The organism is Thermogemmatispora argillosa, from assembly GCF_059696725.1.
Genome location: NZ_AP019377.1, coordinates 1,777,728 through 1,794,479 on the forward strand (window position 1 = coordinate 1,777,728; position 16,752 = coordinate 1,794,479).

The 16,752-nt window shown below is 62.1% G+C and carries 12 protein-coding genes and 1 CRISPR repeat array; of the genes, 1 reads left to right on the forward strand and 11 read right to left on the reverse strand.

What is annotated here, in order from left to right:
- Positions 1 to 15 precede the first annotated feature (15 nt).
- The 6 genes from AC6H1L_RS06890 to AC6H1L_RS06915 all read right to left on the reverse strand — a co-directional run bounded on the left by AC6H1L_RS06890 (position 16) and on the right by AC6H1L_RS06915 (position 7,282).
- Positions 16 to 2,157 carry a xanthine dehydrogenase family protein molybdopterin-binding subunit gene (locus AC6H1L_RS06890; RefSeq protein ID WP_497600790.1) on the reverse strand — a complete coding sequence of 714 codons (2,142 nt, stop codon included), beginning with the start codon at positions 2,155 to 2,157 and terminating at the stop codon, positions 16 to 18.
- Positions 2,150 to 3,043 (reverse strand): FAD binding domain-containing protein, encoded by an 894-nt coding sequence (locus AC6H1L_RS06895; RefSeq protein WP_497600791.1) that lies wholly within the window; start codon positions 3,041 to 3,043, stop codon positions 2,150 to 2,152. The genes AC6H1L_RS06890 and AC6H1L_RS06895 overlap by 8 nt, the downstream gene beginning before the upstream one ends.
- Before the next feature lie 261 nt (positions 3,044 to 3,304).
- Complete coding sequence (locus AC6H1L_RS06900) at positions 3,305 to 4,144, reverse strand: PEP/pyruvate-binding domain-containing protein (protein ID WP_497600792.1); 840 nt, start codon at positions 4,142 to 4,144, stop codon at positions 3,305 to 3,307.
- Positions 4,145 to 4,188: 44 nt separating this feature from the next.
- Entirely contained in the window at positions 4,189 to 4,914 is a 726-nt protein-coding gene (locus tag AC6H1L_RS06905; protein WP_497600793.1) for a cyclase family protein, read from the reverse strand.
- Positions 4,911 to 5,552, reverse strand: a complete 642-nt coding sequence (locus tag AC6H1L_RS06910) for a GntR family transcriptional regulator (protein WP_497600794.1) — start codon at positions 5,550 to 5,552, stop codon at positions 4,911 to 4,913. The genes AC6H1L_RS06905 and AC6H1L_RS06910 overlap by 4 nt, the downstream gene beginning before the upstream one ends.
- On the reverse strand, positions 5,549 to 7,282 hold the full coding sequence (locus tag AC6H1L_RS06915) for a PEP-utilizing enzyme (RefSeq protein ID WP_497600795.1): 1,734 nt from the start codon (positions 7,280 to 7,282) through the stop codon (positions 5,549 to 5,551). Before AC6H1L_RS06915 ends, AC6H1L_RS06910 begins: the two co-directional genes overlap by 4 nt.
- 522 nt (positions 7,283 to 7,804) lie before the next feature.
- Between AC6H1L_RS06915 and AC6H1L_RS06920 the strand changes: the two genes are divergently transcribed.
- Positions 7,805 to 8,167, forward strand: a complete 363-nt coding sequence (locus AC6H1L_RS06920) for a hypothetical protein (RefSeq protein WP_497600796.1) — start codon at positions 7,805 to 7,807, stop codon at positions 8,165 to 8,167.
- A 523-nt stretch (positions 8,168 to 8,690) separates the two neighbouring features.
- Positions 8,691 to 9,838: a CRISPR direct-repeat array (repeat unit 37 nt; unit sequence GTCGAAAGGCCTTTCCTCCCCCGTCTGGGATTGAAAC).
- Between the two features lie 227 nt (positions 9,839 to 10,065).
- On the opposite strand, the gene AC6H1L_RS06925 is transcribed toward AC6H1L_RS06920, so the two are convergent.
- From AC6H1L_RS06925 to AC6H1L_RS06945, 5 genes are all read right to left on the reverse strand, one after another.
- Complete coding sequence (locus AC6H1L_RS06925) at positions 10,066 to 11,358, reverse strand: hypothetical protein (RefSeq protein WP_497600797.1); 1,293 nt, start codon at positions 11,356 to 11,358, stop codon at positions 10,066 to 10,068.
- A 396-nt stretch (positions 11,359 to 11,754) separates the two neighbouring features.
- Entirely contained in the window at positions 11,755 to 12,009 is a 255-nt protein-coding gene (locus tag AC6H1L_RS06930; protein WP_497600798.1) for a hypothetical protein, read from the reverse strand.
- A 102-nt stretch (positions 12,010 to 12,111) separates the two neighbouring features.
- Positions 12,112 to 12,930 carry a helix-turn-helix domain-containing protein gene (locus AC6H1L_RS06935; RefSeq protein WP_497600799.1) on the reverse strand — a complete coding sequence of 273 codons (819 nt, stop codon included), beginning with the start codon at positions 12,928 to 12,930 and terminating at the stop codon, positions 12,112 to 12,114.
- Positions 12,931 to 13,685: 755 nt separating this feature from the next.
- A complete protein-coding gene (locus AC6H1L_RS06940; RefSeq protein WP_497600800.1) occupies positions 13,686 to 14,948 on the reverse strand; it encodes a helix-turn-helix transcriptional regulator in 1,263 nt (420 codons plus the stop codon).
- 511 nt (positions 14,949 to 15,459) lie between these two features.
- Positions 15,460 to 16,722, reverse strand: coding sequence for a helix-turn-helix transcriptional regulator (locus AC6H1L_RS06945; RefSeq protein ID WP_497600801.1), 1,263 nt, complete (start codon positions 16,720 to 16,722; stop codon positions 15,460 to 15,462).
- Positions 16,723 to 16,752 lie beyond the last annotated feature (30 nt).

Sequence of the window (16,752 nt, forward strand, 5' to 3'; positions counted from 1 at the left end):
TGGCTGATTGGTGGCTCAGACCGGCATCGCTTTGGGTATGCTGCGGCGCTCGCTGGCTTCCAGGACGCGCTCGGGCGTGAGCGGCAGGTCGCAGACGTGAATGCCGAGCGAGAAGAGCGCATTACCGATGGCGGCGGGCACCGGCGGGAGAGCGGTTTCGCCCAGGCCGTGGATCTCAGCGCCGGGGCGCTCGATCAGATCGTAGCTGATGCGCGGCAGGTCATCCGCCGCCGGAATGTTGTAGTCAGAGAGATTGGCATTGGTGACCTGACCATCGGCAAAGGTGATCTCTTCAAAGAGGGCGCTGCCGAGGCCCATGATCATAGAGCCTTCGTTTTGTAGCTGGGCCGCCGGCGGATTGACGACGCGCCCGGCGTAGATGGCCGTGTGCAGATGGACGACCTCCAGTTTGCCGGTCTCTTCGTCGACGCGCACCTCAGCGGCAGCGGCTCCCTGATGCCAGTGGGTCGAGGCGATGCCCTGGCCGGTGTCAGGATCAAGGCCGCCCTCGTTGACGCACTCGCCGTAACCCAGCTCGCCATTCTCTTTGAGCTGGCGCACGGCCTCCACCAGGGCCCGCCCCATCATGTAGGTCGAGCGGCTGGAGGTGGTGCGGGTATCGTAGGGTACGATGTCGGTATCCGGTACAGGGAAGTGGACGCGCTCGACAGGGACGCCGAGCTGTTCAGCGGCCAGCATGCGGATGGCGCGCCAGGCTCCCTGGCCCATTTCGGCGGTGGCGCAATGGAGCGTGTAGCTGCCGTCGTCGTTAGCTTCGACCACGATCGAGGCCCGGCTTGGCGTCTGCATACCCTTGAGCAGCACGGCCAGGCCCTTCCCACGCCGCCCCTGCTGCCAGCCAATGCGCTCGGCCACCGCCTTGAGGCAGTCGGCGAAATGGACATCGTGCATGACCTCACCGGTGCAGTAGCGATCGCCGTCAACGAGCACATTCTTGAGGCGCAGCTCCAGCGGGTCCAGGCCCAGGCGCGCGGCCAGCAGGTCCATCGTCCGCTCCGAGGCCCAGACGGCTTGAGTGGCCCCGTAGCCGCGGAAGGCGCCGTTAGACGGCAGATTGGTATAGACGCAATAGGAGTCGACCCACACGTGAGGAATGCGATAAGGGCCGGGCGAGGCGAAGCCCATCTTCTGGGCAACGCCGGGGCCGCAGTCGGCATAGGCGCCGGTGTTGGCCCAACAGGTGACCTGCTTGGCGACCAGGGTCCCATCGCGCTTAGCGCCAAGCTTGACGTGGATGGTCGCCGGGTGCCGGTTGAGGGTCAGCCATTCCTCATCACGCCGCAGCACCAGCTTGACGGGGCGCCCGGCTTTGCGCGCCAGGCAGGCAACGATGGCCTCATAGCGCACAAAGGTTTTAGAGCCAAAGGCGCCGCCCATCGGTGGGGCGATGATGCGAATGCGTTCTTGCGGCAGACCGAAGATGCCGGCCAGGTCCATACGCAGATTAAAGGGCGTTTGTGTCCCCGTCCAGACCTCGAGGCGCCCGTCGGCAGTCCAGCGCGCCAGGCAGGCGTGTGGCTCCATCGGTACGTGTTGGGCGCCAGGCGTATGATAGGTTTCTTCGACAATGACGTCGGCTTCGGCAAAGCCCTGCTCGATGTCTCCGTGGCGAATGCGGAAGTGGTGGCAGACGTTGCGCTGCGGCTCGGGGCGCATGCCAAAGTAGGCCGCATCGTTATCGGAGATGGTCAACTCTGGATGGAGAAGCGGCGCCCCGGGCTGCATGGCCTCTACGGCATCAAAGACCGCCGGCAGCTCTTCGTAGTCGACCTCGATTAGCTCGGCGGCCTCGCGGGCGGCCCGTGGTGTGGCAGCGGCCACGGCGGCCACCGGATCGCCGATATAGAGGGCGCGCTCAACGGCCAGTACCTGCTGATCTTTGATCTGACAGCCGTAGAGGCCGAGCGCGCGCACGTCATCGGGGGTCAGGGCCACAACGTCGGCGGGTAGGGCCGAGGTATCGACACGCAGCACACGCGCGTGTGCGTAGGGCGAGCGCACAACGCAGGCGTAGAGCATATCGGGTAGCTCGACGTCCTGGGCATAACGGATGGCCCCGGTCACGCGCGGGTCAGGCTCAGGTCCATAGGTGTGGTTCGTGCCGGCGGTAACGGCTGGCATCTCAGGCTCAGGCATGGCGCTGGCTCCCTCCTTCCGTCGCAAGCATCCGGTTGAGATCTTCGAGGGCGCGGCGCACCTCGACGGCGATGACGCGCCGTCGGTAGTGGGCCGAGCCACGGGCGTCGCTGATCGGCTCGATGGCCGCGGCGTAGCGTTCGCCGATCTCGCGCGCCAGGGCTGGCTCAAGGAAGGCCTGCCCCTCAGCCAGGGCACAGATCCCGGGAAAGTACTGTGGGCGCTCAGCGACAGCTCCCACTGTGACGCGCAGACGGCCCCCGCGACGCACGGCGGCGACGGCCACACAGGGACGGTCTTCGCTGGAACGCGAGCGGAATTTACGATAGACGGCGCCTTCAATGGCCCCGGGAACGCGGATTTCGATCAGTAGTTCATCGGGGCGCAGGCTGGTTTCGTAGTGGCCGATGATCAGCTCCTCAACGGGGATCAGCCGTTCACCCTGCAGGCTGCGCGCGACAACGCTGGCTTCGAGGGCGTGCAGGAGGGCCGGCGGATCAGAGGCGTAGTCGGCATCGGCCAGGACGCCCCCAACGGTGGCCTGATTGCGCACGCGCGGGCTGGCGACCAGGGCAAAGGTGGCGGCCACTACGGGCCAGCCCCGCTGGACGAGCGGCGAGCGCTCCAGGGCGCGATGAGTGGTCATGGCGCCGATGCGTAACAGCGGCTGGCCACTGGCCTGGGCGTCTTCGACGCGCAGATAGGTCAACTGCGGGATCTGGCGCAGGCTCAGCAGAGCTGCCGGCTGCAGCAGTCCCTGATTCATCAGGATGCCGACAAAGGTCCCGCCGGCCACAACCGTGGCCTCCTCGCCGTAGCGGGCACGCAGCTCCAGGGCCTCCTCCAGGGATGTCGGTGCGAGCCACACAGGAATGTGTCTGGCCATAGGGCTTTCTGCTTCTTTCTAGCTCGCTCGCTGACTGGCTCTCTCTTCTCTCTTACCTTACGCGGCGACTGGTCTGCAGGTTCAGTCGCTGCCTGCTGCGCTCTGGGATGGCGCAGACGCCTGGCTGTTAGCCGCTTTGGGCTTGATTGTCCCGGCTCGCCCGCCTTGTCGCGCTGGGCCAGCCAGACCCAGGCAAGGCGCCGCGCACGGCGGGCGAGCCTTGGCAAGAACGAAGAAGAAGAAGAGCCGCACAGTCGCGAGTCAGAGGGTCGTGATGGGACGCGACTGGAGCAGGTAGAGCTGTCCATTTTCGATCGCCCACTCGATATCTTGGGGGACGCCAAACAGCTCCATCAGGTGCAGGCCCAGCTCCGTCAGGCGACGCATCTCCTCCGGCTCCAGGACCCGCCGCGCGCCGACAATTTGTTCGCGCTTAAGGCTGCCGGCCCGATCGACCACATAGTGGTCGGGGGTGACTTCGCCCGAGACGACCTGCTCCCCAAGACCGAAGACGGCTTCGATGATCAGGCGGTCGCGGCGGCGGTTGACGGGGTCAACCGTGAAGAGGACGCCGGACTTTTCGGGCGCAAGCATCTTCTGGATGACGACGGCCATGCCCAGGTCGTGGAGCGAGCCTTTGCGAGCGCGGTAAAACAGGGCGCGCTCGCTAAAGAAGGAGGCCCAGCAGTCGACGACGCGCCGACAGACCTCGTCGGCCCCACGCACGTTGAGATAGGTCTCTTGCTGGCCAGCGTAGCTGGCGGCCTCGGAATCCTCGGCGCAGGCCGAGGAGCGCACGGCCACCGCTCCATTGCCGGGCGCGAGGCGCTCGTAGGCGGCAATGATGGCCTCGCGCGGCGGTTCGGCCTGGCGTACCAGCGCCTGGGCCTCGGCGTGGCGCTGGTCCAGGGCCAGGGCAAGGAGGCGCTCACGGTCGACTGATTGCTCCAGAATATAGGCCGGGATGACAAAGCCGGGCGGCACGGGCAGGCCACGGGCGGTCATGGCTGCCAGGCTGGCCCCTTTGCCGCCAGCCTGGCGCACGTCACAGCAGGCCGCTTCGTCGAACCAGAGAATAGCCCCCTGCACTTGCTGTCGCATGATACATGCACTCCTTCTCTCTCGTCGCTCGCTTGCAGCAGGCGCTAGCCCTCATCCTCGATGATACCGACGGCGCGCACGGGCGCCCCAGTGGTGCCAACCCATTTGATGGGGAAGACAGCCACTTTGAAGTTGCAGGGCGGCAGCTGATCGAGATTCACCAGGTTCTCCAGATGCCAGTAGTCCTCTTCTTTCATGACCAGGTGGGCTTCCCAGAACTGCTTTCGTTCGAACATGGCCCACACGGGCGGGTCAAAGGTGGGGGCATCGGTGCCCATCATGCGTACACCCTGCGAGATCAGGTAGCGGGTAGCCTCGGCGGTCATGCCGCAGTGGTCGGTCAGATAGCGCGGCTCGGTGTTGTAGGCTGAGGCCCCGGTCTGGATGAGGACGATGTCGCGCGGCTTCAGGGTGTAGTTGATCTTGGCCAGAGCCTCTTCGATATCGGCGCGCGTGATGCCGTAGCCGTAGGGCTTATCACGGAAGTCGAGAACGACGCCATCGGAGTAGCAATACTCCAGTGGGATGCCCTCGGGTCCGGGCGCCTCGGGGCCGCGCACGTGCTTGAGGGCATCGCAGTGGGTGCCGATGTGGTCGCCCTGAATGACCACGTAGGAGGCGGTCAACCAGGTAGCGCCGTATTGGGCGGCGCCGATGCCTTCGGCGAACTCCTGCCAGGTTTCGTACATCAGCAGGGCTGGCGGGACGACCCGCGGAAAGGTCATCATGCCTTTGTGCACTGGCATCGAGAGATCGACAAGGCGAGTCATGCATGTTCTCCTTTCAGGACCAGTTCCCCGAAGAATTCGACATGTTGGCGCAGCAGACGACCTGCCAGGGGGCCATCGCCGGCGCGCAGCGCCTCCAGAATGGGGCGGTGCATCTCGGCCAGGTGATGCGGCTCGATTTCAGTTTTGACGACGCTGATGAGGGTGCGGGCCTCAATGCGCAGCGAGCGCCAGACTTCTTGCAGGACGCGGTTGCCACAGGCGTCGACGATGAGGCGGTGGAAGGCCACATCGTGGCAGACCTGGGCGTAGAGGTCGCCGTCGTCGGCGGCACGGTGCATGGCGCTGATCTCGGCCTCCAGGGCTGCGACATTGCCGGCCAGGCGGGCCGCCGCTGCTCGCGCCGCCACCTCTTCGATGGCGGCGCGCACGGGGTAGACCTCGGCCAGCTCCTGCTGTGAGACGGCGCGGACGCGCGCTCCTCGGTAGGGGACCGACTCGACGAAGCCGAGGGCTTCTAGCTCGCGCAGGGATTCGCGCACGGGCGCTTGACTGGTGCCGAATTCCTGGGCGATCTGTAGCTCGATCAGGCGGTCGCCGGGCCGGTATTCCCCTTGTAGGATGCGCGTCAGCAGGATCTCTTTGATCTGCTGACGCAGGCTTTTACGTGTCAGCGTCAAGCAAGAACCTCCACTACGCCGGTGGCACCGTTGACGCGCAGGCGATCGCCGGTCTTGATGCGCTGGGTGGCGTCAGAGGTGCCGACCACCGCCGGGATGCCGAATTCGCGCGAGACGACCGCCGGGTGTGAGGTCACGCCGCCAGCATCGGTGACAAGGCCGACGATGCGTGTGAAGAGCACAACCCAGGCGGGGTTTGTCATGCGGCAGACGAGGATTTCGCCTTCACGCACCTGGTCGAATTGCTCTAGCGAGGTGACGACACGCGCCGGGCCTTCGACGACGCCGGGCGAGGCGGCCAGCCCGCGGATCTCGTCGCTCTTTTGGGCCGGTTGCTTGTAGAACTTCTCTGGGAAGCCCCAGAGGGCATTGTAGGGGAAGGCCAGGGCGGTCCTGGTGGCCGTGCCGACCCATTCGCGCGGGCGAATGTTGTAGGCGCGCTCGCGCTCGTCGCGCCGCTGTGAGACCAGCTCGCGGGCGGGTACGGCGCCGGGGTTGGTCATGAGCAGGCGCAGCTCATTGTAGCGCAGGTACATGACGTCTTCGGGGTCGTCGAGCAGTTTCGCCTGAACCAGCTTCTTGCCGATGGCGATCAGGACCAGGCGCAGGCGGGCATTGGTGCCCTGGTCGATGTAGAAGTGGTGATCGGGCGTGAGCGGGTTCATGCGCAGGGAGAGGTCAAGGGCCTGCTGCAGGCGCTCGCGCGCTTCGCCGGGCGGGACGTCGTCCATCAGTTCGTGAATGGCGCGATCAAGGTCCTCGCGTACGCTCTGGATGGTGCGCGGATAGTCGTAGTCGGTCTCCAGGTAGCCGCGCAGGATCTCGATGATGGGGGTGGCCTGTTCCTTCCAGGTGGGGAAGGCGAATTCATGGGACCAGATCGATTTGTAGCCAAATTCTTGCTGGTAGGGTTCGATGCGCTCGCGAATGAGTTGCTGACCCCGTGAGGATTGTTGCAGGGCGCGCCAGATGTCGGCAGCGGTTTCGCCGCGCTTGAAGAGCTGGCGCAGGTCGTCATCGGCTTTGATTTCTTCTTTGATGCGCCAGAGGGCTTCGATGGAGTCCCAGTTACGGTCGGCCAGCGAGCTTTGCAGGCGGCCCATCAGGTTGGGGTCAACCTGGCCTTTGATCTCTTGGATAAGCGCGTTGAGGTTGAGGGTCGAAGAGAACTGGGCAAAGTTGAGCATCCAGTGGATTTTCCAGTGACGGTCGTGGATGTCGATGGCGTCCTCCAGAAGGACGGCCAGTTCGATCAGGCTGGCGTGCTCGGTGTCGTAGTTGTCAAGATAGGCAAAGTTGCGCTCCATTTCGGGGCGCAGGCGCTTCTGCCACCAGTCAAGGAAGTTGTGGGCGTAGTGGGGTAGGACGGCGTTCATGTAGGCGCCGATTTTCTGGGGATAGTCGGGATCTCGCGGGACGCGCGGGACGTAGCGCGCCTGGTATTCGGTGGCTTCGGCGCGCAGGGAGGAGTCGGCAGGTACGGCGGCGGTGTAGACGTAGCCATTGATGTTTTTGGCGATCCAGTCGCAGGCGAAGGGGGTGCCGAAGCGCCGGAACATGTGGTCGCAGGTGAGCCACCAGCCGCCGATGTCGAAGAACATGGGCGAGACGGGGTTAGGGATGTGCAGGTCGTCGTAGATCCAGAATAGTTCTTGTTCGCCCTCTTCCCAGGTGATGGGGAAGCTTTCGTCACCGTAGAATGTGCCCAGGACTTCGTCGTTGCTGCTCATAAATAGCCTTCCTCTCTGAAAACGGGTCCCGTTGCGGCTCCGACTTCTTGGGCGTTCGCTCGCCTGCCCGGCGAGCGCTCCGGTCGTCGGTCGCGGTCGGGTGGTGCGTTCCTCGCGCTGAACGCTGGCCGGGACCGTGTGGCGCGTGCACACGGCTGGCGCATGGCTGCTATGGACGTAAGCCAGTAGGTGGCGTAGCGTCGGTCAAGAGCAGGTCCAGGCTAGCCAGGACGGCACGTGTCTCTGTGCCGCTGCTCTTTATCAAGAATAAATTATCGATAAACGAAAGTCAAGCGGGGGACTGGCGCCCGAGAGGGGGACAGGGGGAAGCCAGCCAGCTTGGCAGCCTGACAGACAGGCAGCTCACCCGGTTCATGGGCGATAGAAGCTCAGGGTTTGCCTGGCGTTGCTTGACGGGAGACGCCCGGGATGTTATGCTCACAGTGGGCGGTCTCGCTTTGAGCAGCCCACCTGGTAGGAAAAGGCCTGTGCCTTCAGTAAGGATGATGAGGAGATTGTCGCATGCTAAGTCGGGAGGAAGTTGAGCAACTGATCGATCAGAAGTTGGCACCTCTGCAAGAGGAGATCGCGATGCTCAAAGCTCAGTTGGGCAAGGTTGATCTCCTGGCCATTGATCACCGCAATATGCGTCAGGCATTGACTCGCATCGAGACCGCTCAGGAAAGCCTGAAGCTCGATTTCGAGCGCCAGGAAAAGCGCCTGATCCGCTTCGAGGAACAGACCAATCGTCAATTTGCAGCGCTGAAAGCCGACACGGAAAAACTCACAGAGCAGGTCTCTGGTCTCAAAGTCGACACCTCGGTGCTCAAAGAGCAAATGGCGCTTGTGATTAGCATGCTGCGTCGCGTGCTGCCCTCGGATTAGGAGCGTGGCTGATTTTTCTCCCTCACACGGCAGCAGGCGCCGGACTGCGCGGCGGCTCGCTCGCTGGTGCTGCTTCTGCGCTGGCCGTGTGAGCCTTGAAGAGCAGGGCAAGAGCCTCCTTTCCCTCGTCTACGGCCTACGGCGGCAATCGTTGCGGCTTCCTTCCCATGCTGGTCTCTCGCTCGCTGAATTAGCCCCTTTCCTTGACTTGCTTCACCCGTTGCAGCTCAGGGCGCTGATCTGCCAGCACCGCAGTGTCGCGCCATTGCTGGCCCAGGAACTAGCTTCTTCTTTTTGAGATAGAGATATTCCTCAAGCTCTTCTTGTCGCTAGTGCTCGTCACTGCGAGGATCTCGGCACCCGGCTTCTCACGCAGCGATCCTCGAAAGGCTTTTGAAGCGTTGCCAGGGCCATTTTGGCTGGCATCATTGCCGCAAAAAAGCGGTCATTGATGACCGTTTTTTTGGGATCATCGAATCTGCTTGACAGAGGCCGCTCCAGATGCTACGCTAGCAGGGGTACCGTCGAAAGGCCTTTCCTCCCCCGTCTGGGATTGAAACGCTCATGCATGGGCATGAGCATGGGCCAGGCATGGGGTCGAAAGGCCTTTCCTCCCCCGTCTGGGATTGAAACCGATTTCGTATCAGTGTGGGTAGAAGATGTATTCCAAGTCGAAAGGCCTTTCCTCCCCCGTCTGGGATTGAAACGTACCACGTATCTCACTGTCTTCCTCGGGGCATGAGCGTCGAAAGGCCTTTCCTCCCCCGTCTGGGATTGAAACTGGTCAGGCTGACCAGGCTCAGGCTCAGGCTTGGGTCGAAAGGCCTTTCCTCCCCCGTCTGGGATTGAAACTAGTTGGCGGTTATCCGAACGGCGGCTTTCCGGCACAGGGTCGAAAGGCCTTTCCTCCCCCGTCTGGGATTGAAACGCGCGCGGGGAGTGCAGGGCTTCCCGGTGCTCGTAGGTCGAAAGGCCTTTCCTCCCCCGTCTGGGATTGAAACTAGTTGGCGGTTATCCGAACGGCGGCTTTCCGGCACAGGGTCGAAAGGCCTTTCCTCCCCCGTCTGGGATTGAAACTGGACTTCCAGTCCACAAGGCGGGCCGAATGCTCATGTCGAAAGGCCTTTCCTCCCCCGTCTGGGATTGAAACTGCAGGATCTACTCATCTGGAATGATGAATCTCCGGTCGAAAGGCCTTTCCTCCCCCGTCTGGGATTGAAACGAACGCGAAGAGAATGGCGCGTGCGAGCAAGCCGGAGTCGAAAGGCCTTTCCTCCCCCGTCTGGGATTGAAACAGTAATTTCCATCCTGCTGCCTCGAGCCCCTGCGCTCCGTCGAAAGGCCTTTCCTCCCCCGTCTGGGGTTGAAACTAAGACGACAGATGCCGAAGACGCACAAAAACTAGCAAAGTCGAAAGGCCTTTCCTCCCCCGTCTGGGATTGAAACAGGAGCAGGGGAGCCAACAGCAACACGGACGCAGCCCGGTCGAAAGGCCTTTCCTCCCCCGTCTGGGGTTGAAACCCCACGCTAGGCGACGGCCAGCCGGCCAGCCACGCCAAGTCGAAAGGCCTTTCCTCCCCCGTCTGGGATTGAAACGCTTGGGGTCGCAAGGTCACCATCAGCCGCCCTGCAATGTCGAAAGGCCTTTCCTCCCCCGTCTGGGATTGGAAACCGAACCAAAACAAAAAAAGCCCGCTCAAACGAGCGTGGCTTTTTGCTTTACTTTAGCGCTCCCAGCGAGAGCGAACAGCAATCACCTCAGCCTGCCTGGGACCTGGGGGACATGGGAGCATCCCCCAAGCATCTCCCTTCTCTCTCCTCTCCCCCTGCGTGACGCGCGCCCGCCAGGACACCAGGCAGACAGACAGACAGCGTCTACCTACAGCGCGCCCGCTTGCCTACAATGCTCGCCCTCGCCCGCGCCCCGGCTGGTTCAATAACAGGCGCAGGCGCGCCACCTCTGGCGCACTGCCAAACGGCGAAGCTGCCAACCGCTCCGTCAGCCGGCGCGCCCGGTCCAGGTTCACCTGACTGCGGATCGTGCGCGCCACCGGAATAGCCTCCAATCCCAGGGCTGCCGCCTGCTCATACTCGCCCAGGCGCGCATAGGCCTCCGCCGCCAGCAGCTCTGCATAGACATTCGCGCGCGTCATACCGCTCAACTGGCGCGTTGGCAGACTATCCAGAGCATCGCGCGGCCAGTTGAGCGCCAACAGCACCGCAGCCCGATCAATCTGAAAGCGCTCCCGGCTCAAGGGAAGATGATAGCGATCATCTCCCGAGCCTGCCAGGGCCTCGCCCAGCCAGGCAGCCGCCTCATCCAACAGCGCCAGCACCCTACCAGGCTGGCGCTGTGCCTCCCCTGTTCGCGCCTGAGCCAGGGCACCGCGCAGCAACAGCGCGACCCGCAGATCAGCCGGCAGACGCGGCAACAGTCGGCGGACCCGCTGCTCATCCTGTAACGCCCGCTCAACCTGACCAAACTCGATCAGCGCCGTCATCCGTCGGTAGAGGGCAAAGGCTAGCAGCGTCTCCTGCTGCAGCGAGTTGGCCCACCCAACAGCCTTGTTCAGATGCTCAAGCGCTCGCTGCGGCTGCTGCTCATCGCGCAGCACCGAACCCGCCAGCGTGTGATAGCCCACCAGTAAACGCTTGACATAGGGCTGATCCCCTCTGGCAAAGGGCAGCGCCTCATACAGCTCTCTCAGCGTGGCCTCAACTAACGGCAGCTCAGGCCCCGCGGTACTGAGGTCCCCTTTCCGATTCAAGGCAGACAAACGTCTTGCCACCTGCTCTACATCAATGGCCGGACGGCTGATCACTGCTGGAGCTTGCAGCGGTGTAGTCTGCTTCCCCAAACCCGGCAGCTCCGCCAGGCCTAACAGAACAGGAGGAATGGCCAGGATCTCTGCAAGAAAGCGCCGTCGAGAGAAACTGTCAAAGCCTTCGTCGTGATGCTCCATGAGGTTCACATACCTTTCAGTTACGCCAAGTGCCCGCGCTAGATCGGCCTGGGTCCAGCGCTTGCCATCAGGCCGCCGCTTCAGGCGCCGGTAGTGCCGGACCACCTGCCCCGGGCGCGGAAGATGGTCCGGCCCCGCCTCAAAGGACGGATAGCCAAGCTGTACCCACCAGGGACTACCGCCAGCGCGATCATGACAGCCCCCCAGCGAATCAGACGTAGCAGCCATTGCTATCAGGCGCTCCTTTCCATCTGCGCAAAACAGGGAAGCTATGTAAACGCTAGAGCCAGTATACGGGGGGAGCAGGCGCAATGCAAGAGCTTCGGAGAGAAAAGCAGAACCAGGAGTTCATCATCTTTTGATATCGATACTAGATCAGGGAAAGAGGGACTGGCCTGGTGTTACAATCGAGCGAGGGGATCAACTGCCTCTGTCGCCGACAGCCTCAGAGCAGCAGCGCAGTGATCACTTTAGCGGACCAGGTCGACGGCCCCAGGCCGCCCAATAGCACCGGTGCCATCATCTGCCTGCCTGGGGCCAGCCATCTTCTGTCCCTGGCATCCGGCTCTCCAGGCAGGTAATAACTTCATACGCTTTGCTTGCTTACTTCCATAAATCCAGCAATCAATTCTCCATAATATTATGCAACTCTTCCAAAAAATCATTTACTATCTTTTCATCTCCATATTCCCGCTTTATATCATCTATCAGTCTATTAGCCTGATCCAAAGCATGAGGACTACCCATCGACTTGAACCTGCGATACAGCTCTCGCATCTCTTTCACACATGCCTCTACCTCGCCCAGCAGTAAATAGGCCCGAGCCCAATCCAGCGGCATCCAGGCAGCCACGCGCGCGTCTTGCTCTTGCTCAAGCACCCGCGCAATCTCCTCACGCAAGGCCAGCGTCTGTCGAGGGCGTCCCAACAACAGATAGCCAGAGCTGCGCTCAGCCAGGATGCCACCCACCGTGTAGTAGACCTAGTCAGGGTCCTCGATAAAATTCTTCGCCAAGACATGGCTTAAACGCAGAGCCGTGTCATTCGCCCTCAGAAAACGGCGCTCTTCTCCCGCGCGGGCATAGGCGCGACTCAGGTAGGAGTGCACCAGCACGCTCCAGGCCTTCGAAGCCTCTAGAGCAAAATCACAGGCCTCTTCCAGATACTGGATGCCACGCTGTAGCTCGCCCCGGCGATCGTACTCTACCCCAAGATTCATGAGAGCATGGGCCAAGACCGCCGGATCATTGAGCTGCCGGGCAAGCTGCTCCATTTGCTGGTAGTGGGCCAGCGCCTGCTGATATTGGCCGGCATCAACAGCCAGTACCCCCCGAAGACAGTGATAGTCAGCCAGAAGGTGCCCGAAACGAGCTTGATCCCGCTGCTGCAATGGGGGCAGCTCTTGCTGGAGCACATCGAGCCAGCTTCCCAGGCGAGCAAGCACCTGACGAGCCTCCCTTAAGAGGGCCGCTTTGCGCAGTTGCCAGATCTGCCGTAACGTCAGCTCCATCAGGTCGAAACAGCGAGTGAACGGTGATGCGCAGCTCAGGACGCCACTAAGCGGATCATACTCGCTCAGTCCCACGCGCCACAGCGGAATATTGAGCAAAGCGCAAACCTTGCGCAGGGTCGTCTGATCTTCAATGCGCTTGCGCCCATGTTCAATATCCTGAATGTACTTCCAGTTCACTCCTTCCCCGCCGCCAAAGCGGGCATGGCGTGGCCAGCGGGCAGCAAGCTCTGACTGCGTCATACCAGCACGCTCACGGTATTCGCGAATCAGGCGTCCAATCTGATCCATCTCACTCTTCTTTCACCACAGCGCACCCCCCTCTAAGGGGGTGCGCTGAACGGCTCTTTCAGCTTGCGTTACCCCCATCGAGGTTAGTGTACAATAGGACCCTTCACACAATATCGTTGTCTGTAGATCACAATTACTACTTCATTGCATTTTATCATAGAACCTTATCTAAAAAAGAAGAGCCAGGTAAATAAGAGGAAACATTTCATGTGACCAATGTTACAGAGGGCGCCCACAGCATGGATAGACCAGGCTAACGGAAGGAGGCCTTTTAACACCACCCGTGGCCAGACCAGCCCGAGCCCAGCACCTGCAGCCAGCGTCAAGCCACGGCCACAACCGTATCAGGCAACTGCTTGTCTGGCGGGCAGCGGCATCCCGAAATGGAACTTCAGCTTTGGCCCAACTACATAGCACAGGATAAGAACGGCCTCTTAGGATAGAAAGAGACCAATGATGAAGAAGCCGTCACGGCGAGAACCTGGCTTGATAAGAGCGTTGCCAGCGAGTGCCTTCAATGAGGAGAGACTGTAGCAGTGAAAGGAGGCAATCAACCAATGGCCAGCACACCCCAACCAGCCTATCGCCGTCCAATCGTGGCGTCCCCGCAGGCCTGCGCCACCAGTGACCAGCTCTCTATCTCCAACCCAAAGCAGGAGGGTCTGCCTCCGAGCCGGCACCAGCCCTATGCTCAGCTAGCCATAGTCCCTGCGCTGGCCCTCCCTCCCGCTCTTGACCAGGATGCTGCCTCCTGCCTACTCGTGACAACCCAGCGCTATCCCCAGGCGCTCGATCTGCGGCTGCCCCGGACCCGCCACCTGCCTGAGCCGCCTATAGACCTGCCTCAGCTCCCCCTCGTACTTGCGCGACCCTATCTGCCGCGCCGCCTCCAGCGCGTTCAGCCCCGCCTGGGCACTCTCCTCCACCTCCCCCGCTGCCAGCTCCAGCTCCGCCTCCGTCAAGGCAAAGTGCACCTGCCACACCCGCAGATCCGGCGTGAACTGCTTCCAGGCCGCCATCAGCTCCTGCCTCGCATCCCTCAGCAGCTCTGGACGTCCACGCTGCCGATAGAGCAGCAGCAACAACTTGGCCCGGTCGTGATGCACCCCCGCCAGGTTGAGCTTGAGAAACGAGCCATCCGGCTCTATCCGCCGCTTGTAGACCAGCGTCAGCGCCTGATCCTGCCAACGACGGACTTGCCGCTCATCTTGCTCATCAGCAATCCCTGCCGCTGCCACTGTTGCAGCCGCCATCAGCAAGAGGTTGCCTTGCAAAGGAGGCTGAGTATGGTCGAGATGCTGCAACGATGCCAGCGCCAACTGTTTGGCCAGCCCGCAACGGCCTTGCTCATGCTGCACATCGGCACGCATCGACAACGCATGAGCTTGCAGGGCTGGGAGATCAAGCGTCTTCCCCAGGCGCAGAGCCTGAGCATTGTAGCGCAGGGCCGCCTGCCGATGCCTCTCCTCCTGCCCCCGATGGCGCTCAATCTGCACCGCCAGCAGATAGTACCGCCCCAGCAGCTCCCTCCATGCTTCCTGCTCTGGCCCCACCGGCAACCTCTCCACAATCCCCTCCAACTTCCTCAGCCTCCTCTCTATCCGATCCGCCACCGCCAACAACCGCCCTTGATAGAACAGCTCCCACCCCAGCGCCAGCGTATCCTCATAGTGATAGTAGCTATCCGCCTCCATCCTCTCTGCTGCGCTCAGCAGCCCCTCCTCATATCCCTGAGCCTCCTGCTCGCCATAGACCTGATACCACGTCAGCCCCAGCAGCACCGGTGGCACCTTGAGCACCTTCGCCAGAAAAATGCGTCGCCCTATGTCGCTGATCACGTCGCTCATCTCCCATTCGCGGACTGTGCGCCAGCTCACACCAATGGCCTCCGCGAAGGCCTGCTGGGTCCACTGGCGTCGTCTCCGATACGCTGCCAGTACCTCGCCCATGTGTGGCGAGTTGTAGGGACCGGGCGCATACCGCCCGTAGCGGTACCACCACGGCTCTCCGTCCTGCATACCACAACCATCCTTTCCCTGCCTTGCAGGCAGCCTCATTGTAACATCTGCTTTTCCTACGCAGCAAGCGCCGCTTGGAACCCCTTCAGTCCTTTCCTGACACTGTCAGCAGAGAGACGTTGTTTTCTGCCTTCCCAAGACGTATCTTCGTCCAGGAGAGGCCAAGCCATATGATACGCAATCGATCTAGTCGCTTGCAAGCAAGGAAGCGTCATAAAGAACCAGATGAGCTTGAAGACCTCGAATATTCTTCCAGAGCCGAACAAGTCACATCTATCCCATCTGCTCAGAGCAGAAAGGAGGCAATCAACCAATGGCCAGCACACCCCAACCAGCCTATCGCCGTCCAATCGTGGCGTCCCCGCAGGCCTGCGCCACCAGTGACCAGCTCTCTATCTCCAACCCAAAGCAGGAGGGTCTGCCTCCGAGCCGGCACCAGCCCTATGCTCAGCTAGCCATAGTCCCTGCGCTGGCCCTCCCTCCCGCTCTTGACCAGGATGCTGCCTCCTGCCTACTCGTAACAACCCAGCGCTATCCCCAGGCGCTCGATCTGCGGCTGCCCCGGACCCGCCACCTGCCTGAGCCGCCTATAGACCTGCCTCAGCTCCCCCTCGTACTTGCGCGACCCTATCTGCCGCGCCGCCTCCAGCGCGTTCAGCCCCGCCTGGGCACTCTCCTCCACCTCCCCCGCTGCCAGCTCCAGCTCCGCCTCCGTCAAGGCAAAGTGCACCTGCCACACCCGCAGATCCGGCGTGAACTGCTTCCAGGCCGCCATCAGCTCCTGCCTCGCATCCCTCAGCAGCTCTGGACGTCCACGCTGCCGATAGAGCAGCAGCAACAACTTGGCCCGGTCGTGATGCACCCCCGCCAGGTTGAGCTTGAGAAACGAGCCATCCGGCTCTATCCGCCGCTTGTAGACCAGCGTCAGCGCCTGATCCTGCCAACGACGGACCTGCCGCTCATCTTGCTCATCAGCAATCCCTGCCGCTGCTACCAGCCAGGCCCCCATGAGATAGAGATTGCCTTGCAAGGGGACCTGAACCTGAGCAGCCGACTCCAGAGCGCTCTGAGCCAGACGCTTGGCCAGACTAAGCTGACCATGATCATAGCGTGTGCTCGCTCTTACCAGCAGGGCATGAGCTTGCAAGTGAACATCATCGATTTCCTGCCCCAGGCGCAGAGCCTGAGCATTGTAGCGCAGGGCCGCCTGCCGATGCCTCTCCTCCTGCCCCCGATGGCGCTCAATCTGCACCGCCAGCAGATAGTACCGCCCCAGCAGCTCCCTCCATGCTTCCTGCTCTGGCCCCACCGGCAGCCTCTCCACAATCCCCTCCAACTTCCTCAGCCTCCTCTCTATCCGATCCGCCACCGCCAACAACCGCCCTTGATAGAACAGCTCCCACCCCAGCGCCAGCGTATCCTCATAGTGATAGTAGCTATCCGCCTCCATCCTCTCTGCTGCGCTCAGCAGCCCCTCCTCATATCCCCGAGCCTCCTGCTCGCCATAGACCTGATACCACGTCAGCCCCAGCAGCACCGGTGGCACCTTGAGCACCTTCGCCAGAAAAATGCGTCGCCCTATGTCGCTGATCACGTCGCTCATCTCCCATTCGCGGACTGTGCGCCAGCTCACACCAATGGCCTCCGCGAAGGCCTGCTGGGTCCACTGGCGTCGTCTCCGATACGCTGCCAGTACCTCACCCATGTGTGGCGAGTTGTAGGGACCGGGCGCATACCGCCCGTAGCGGTACCACCACGGCTCTCCGTCCTGCATACCACAACCATCCTTTCCCTGCCTTGCAGG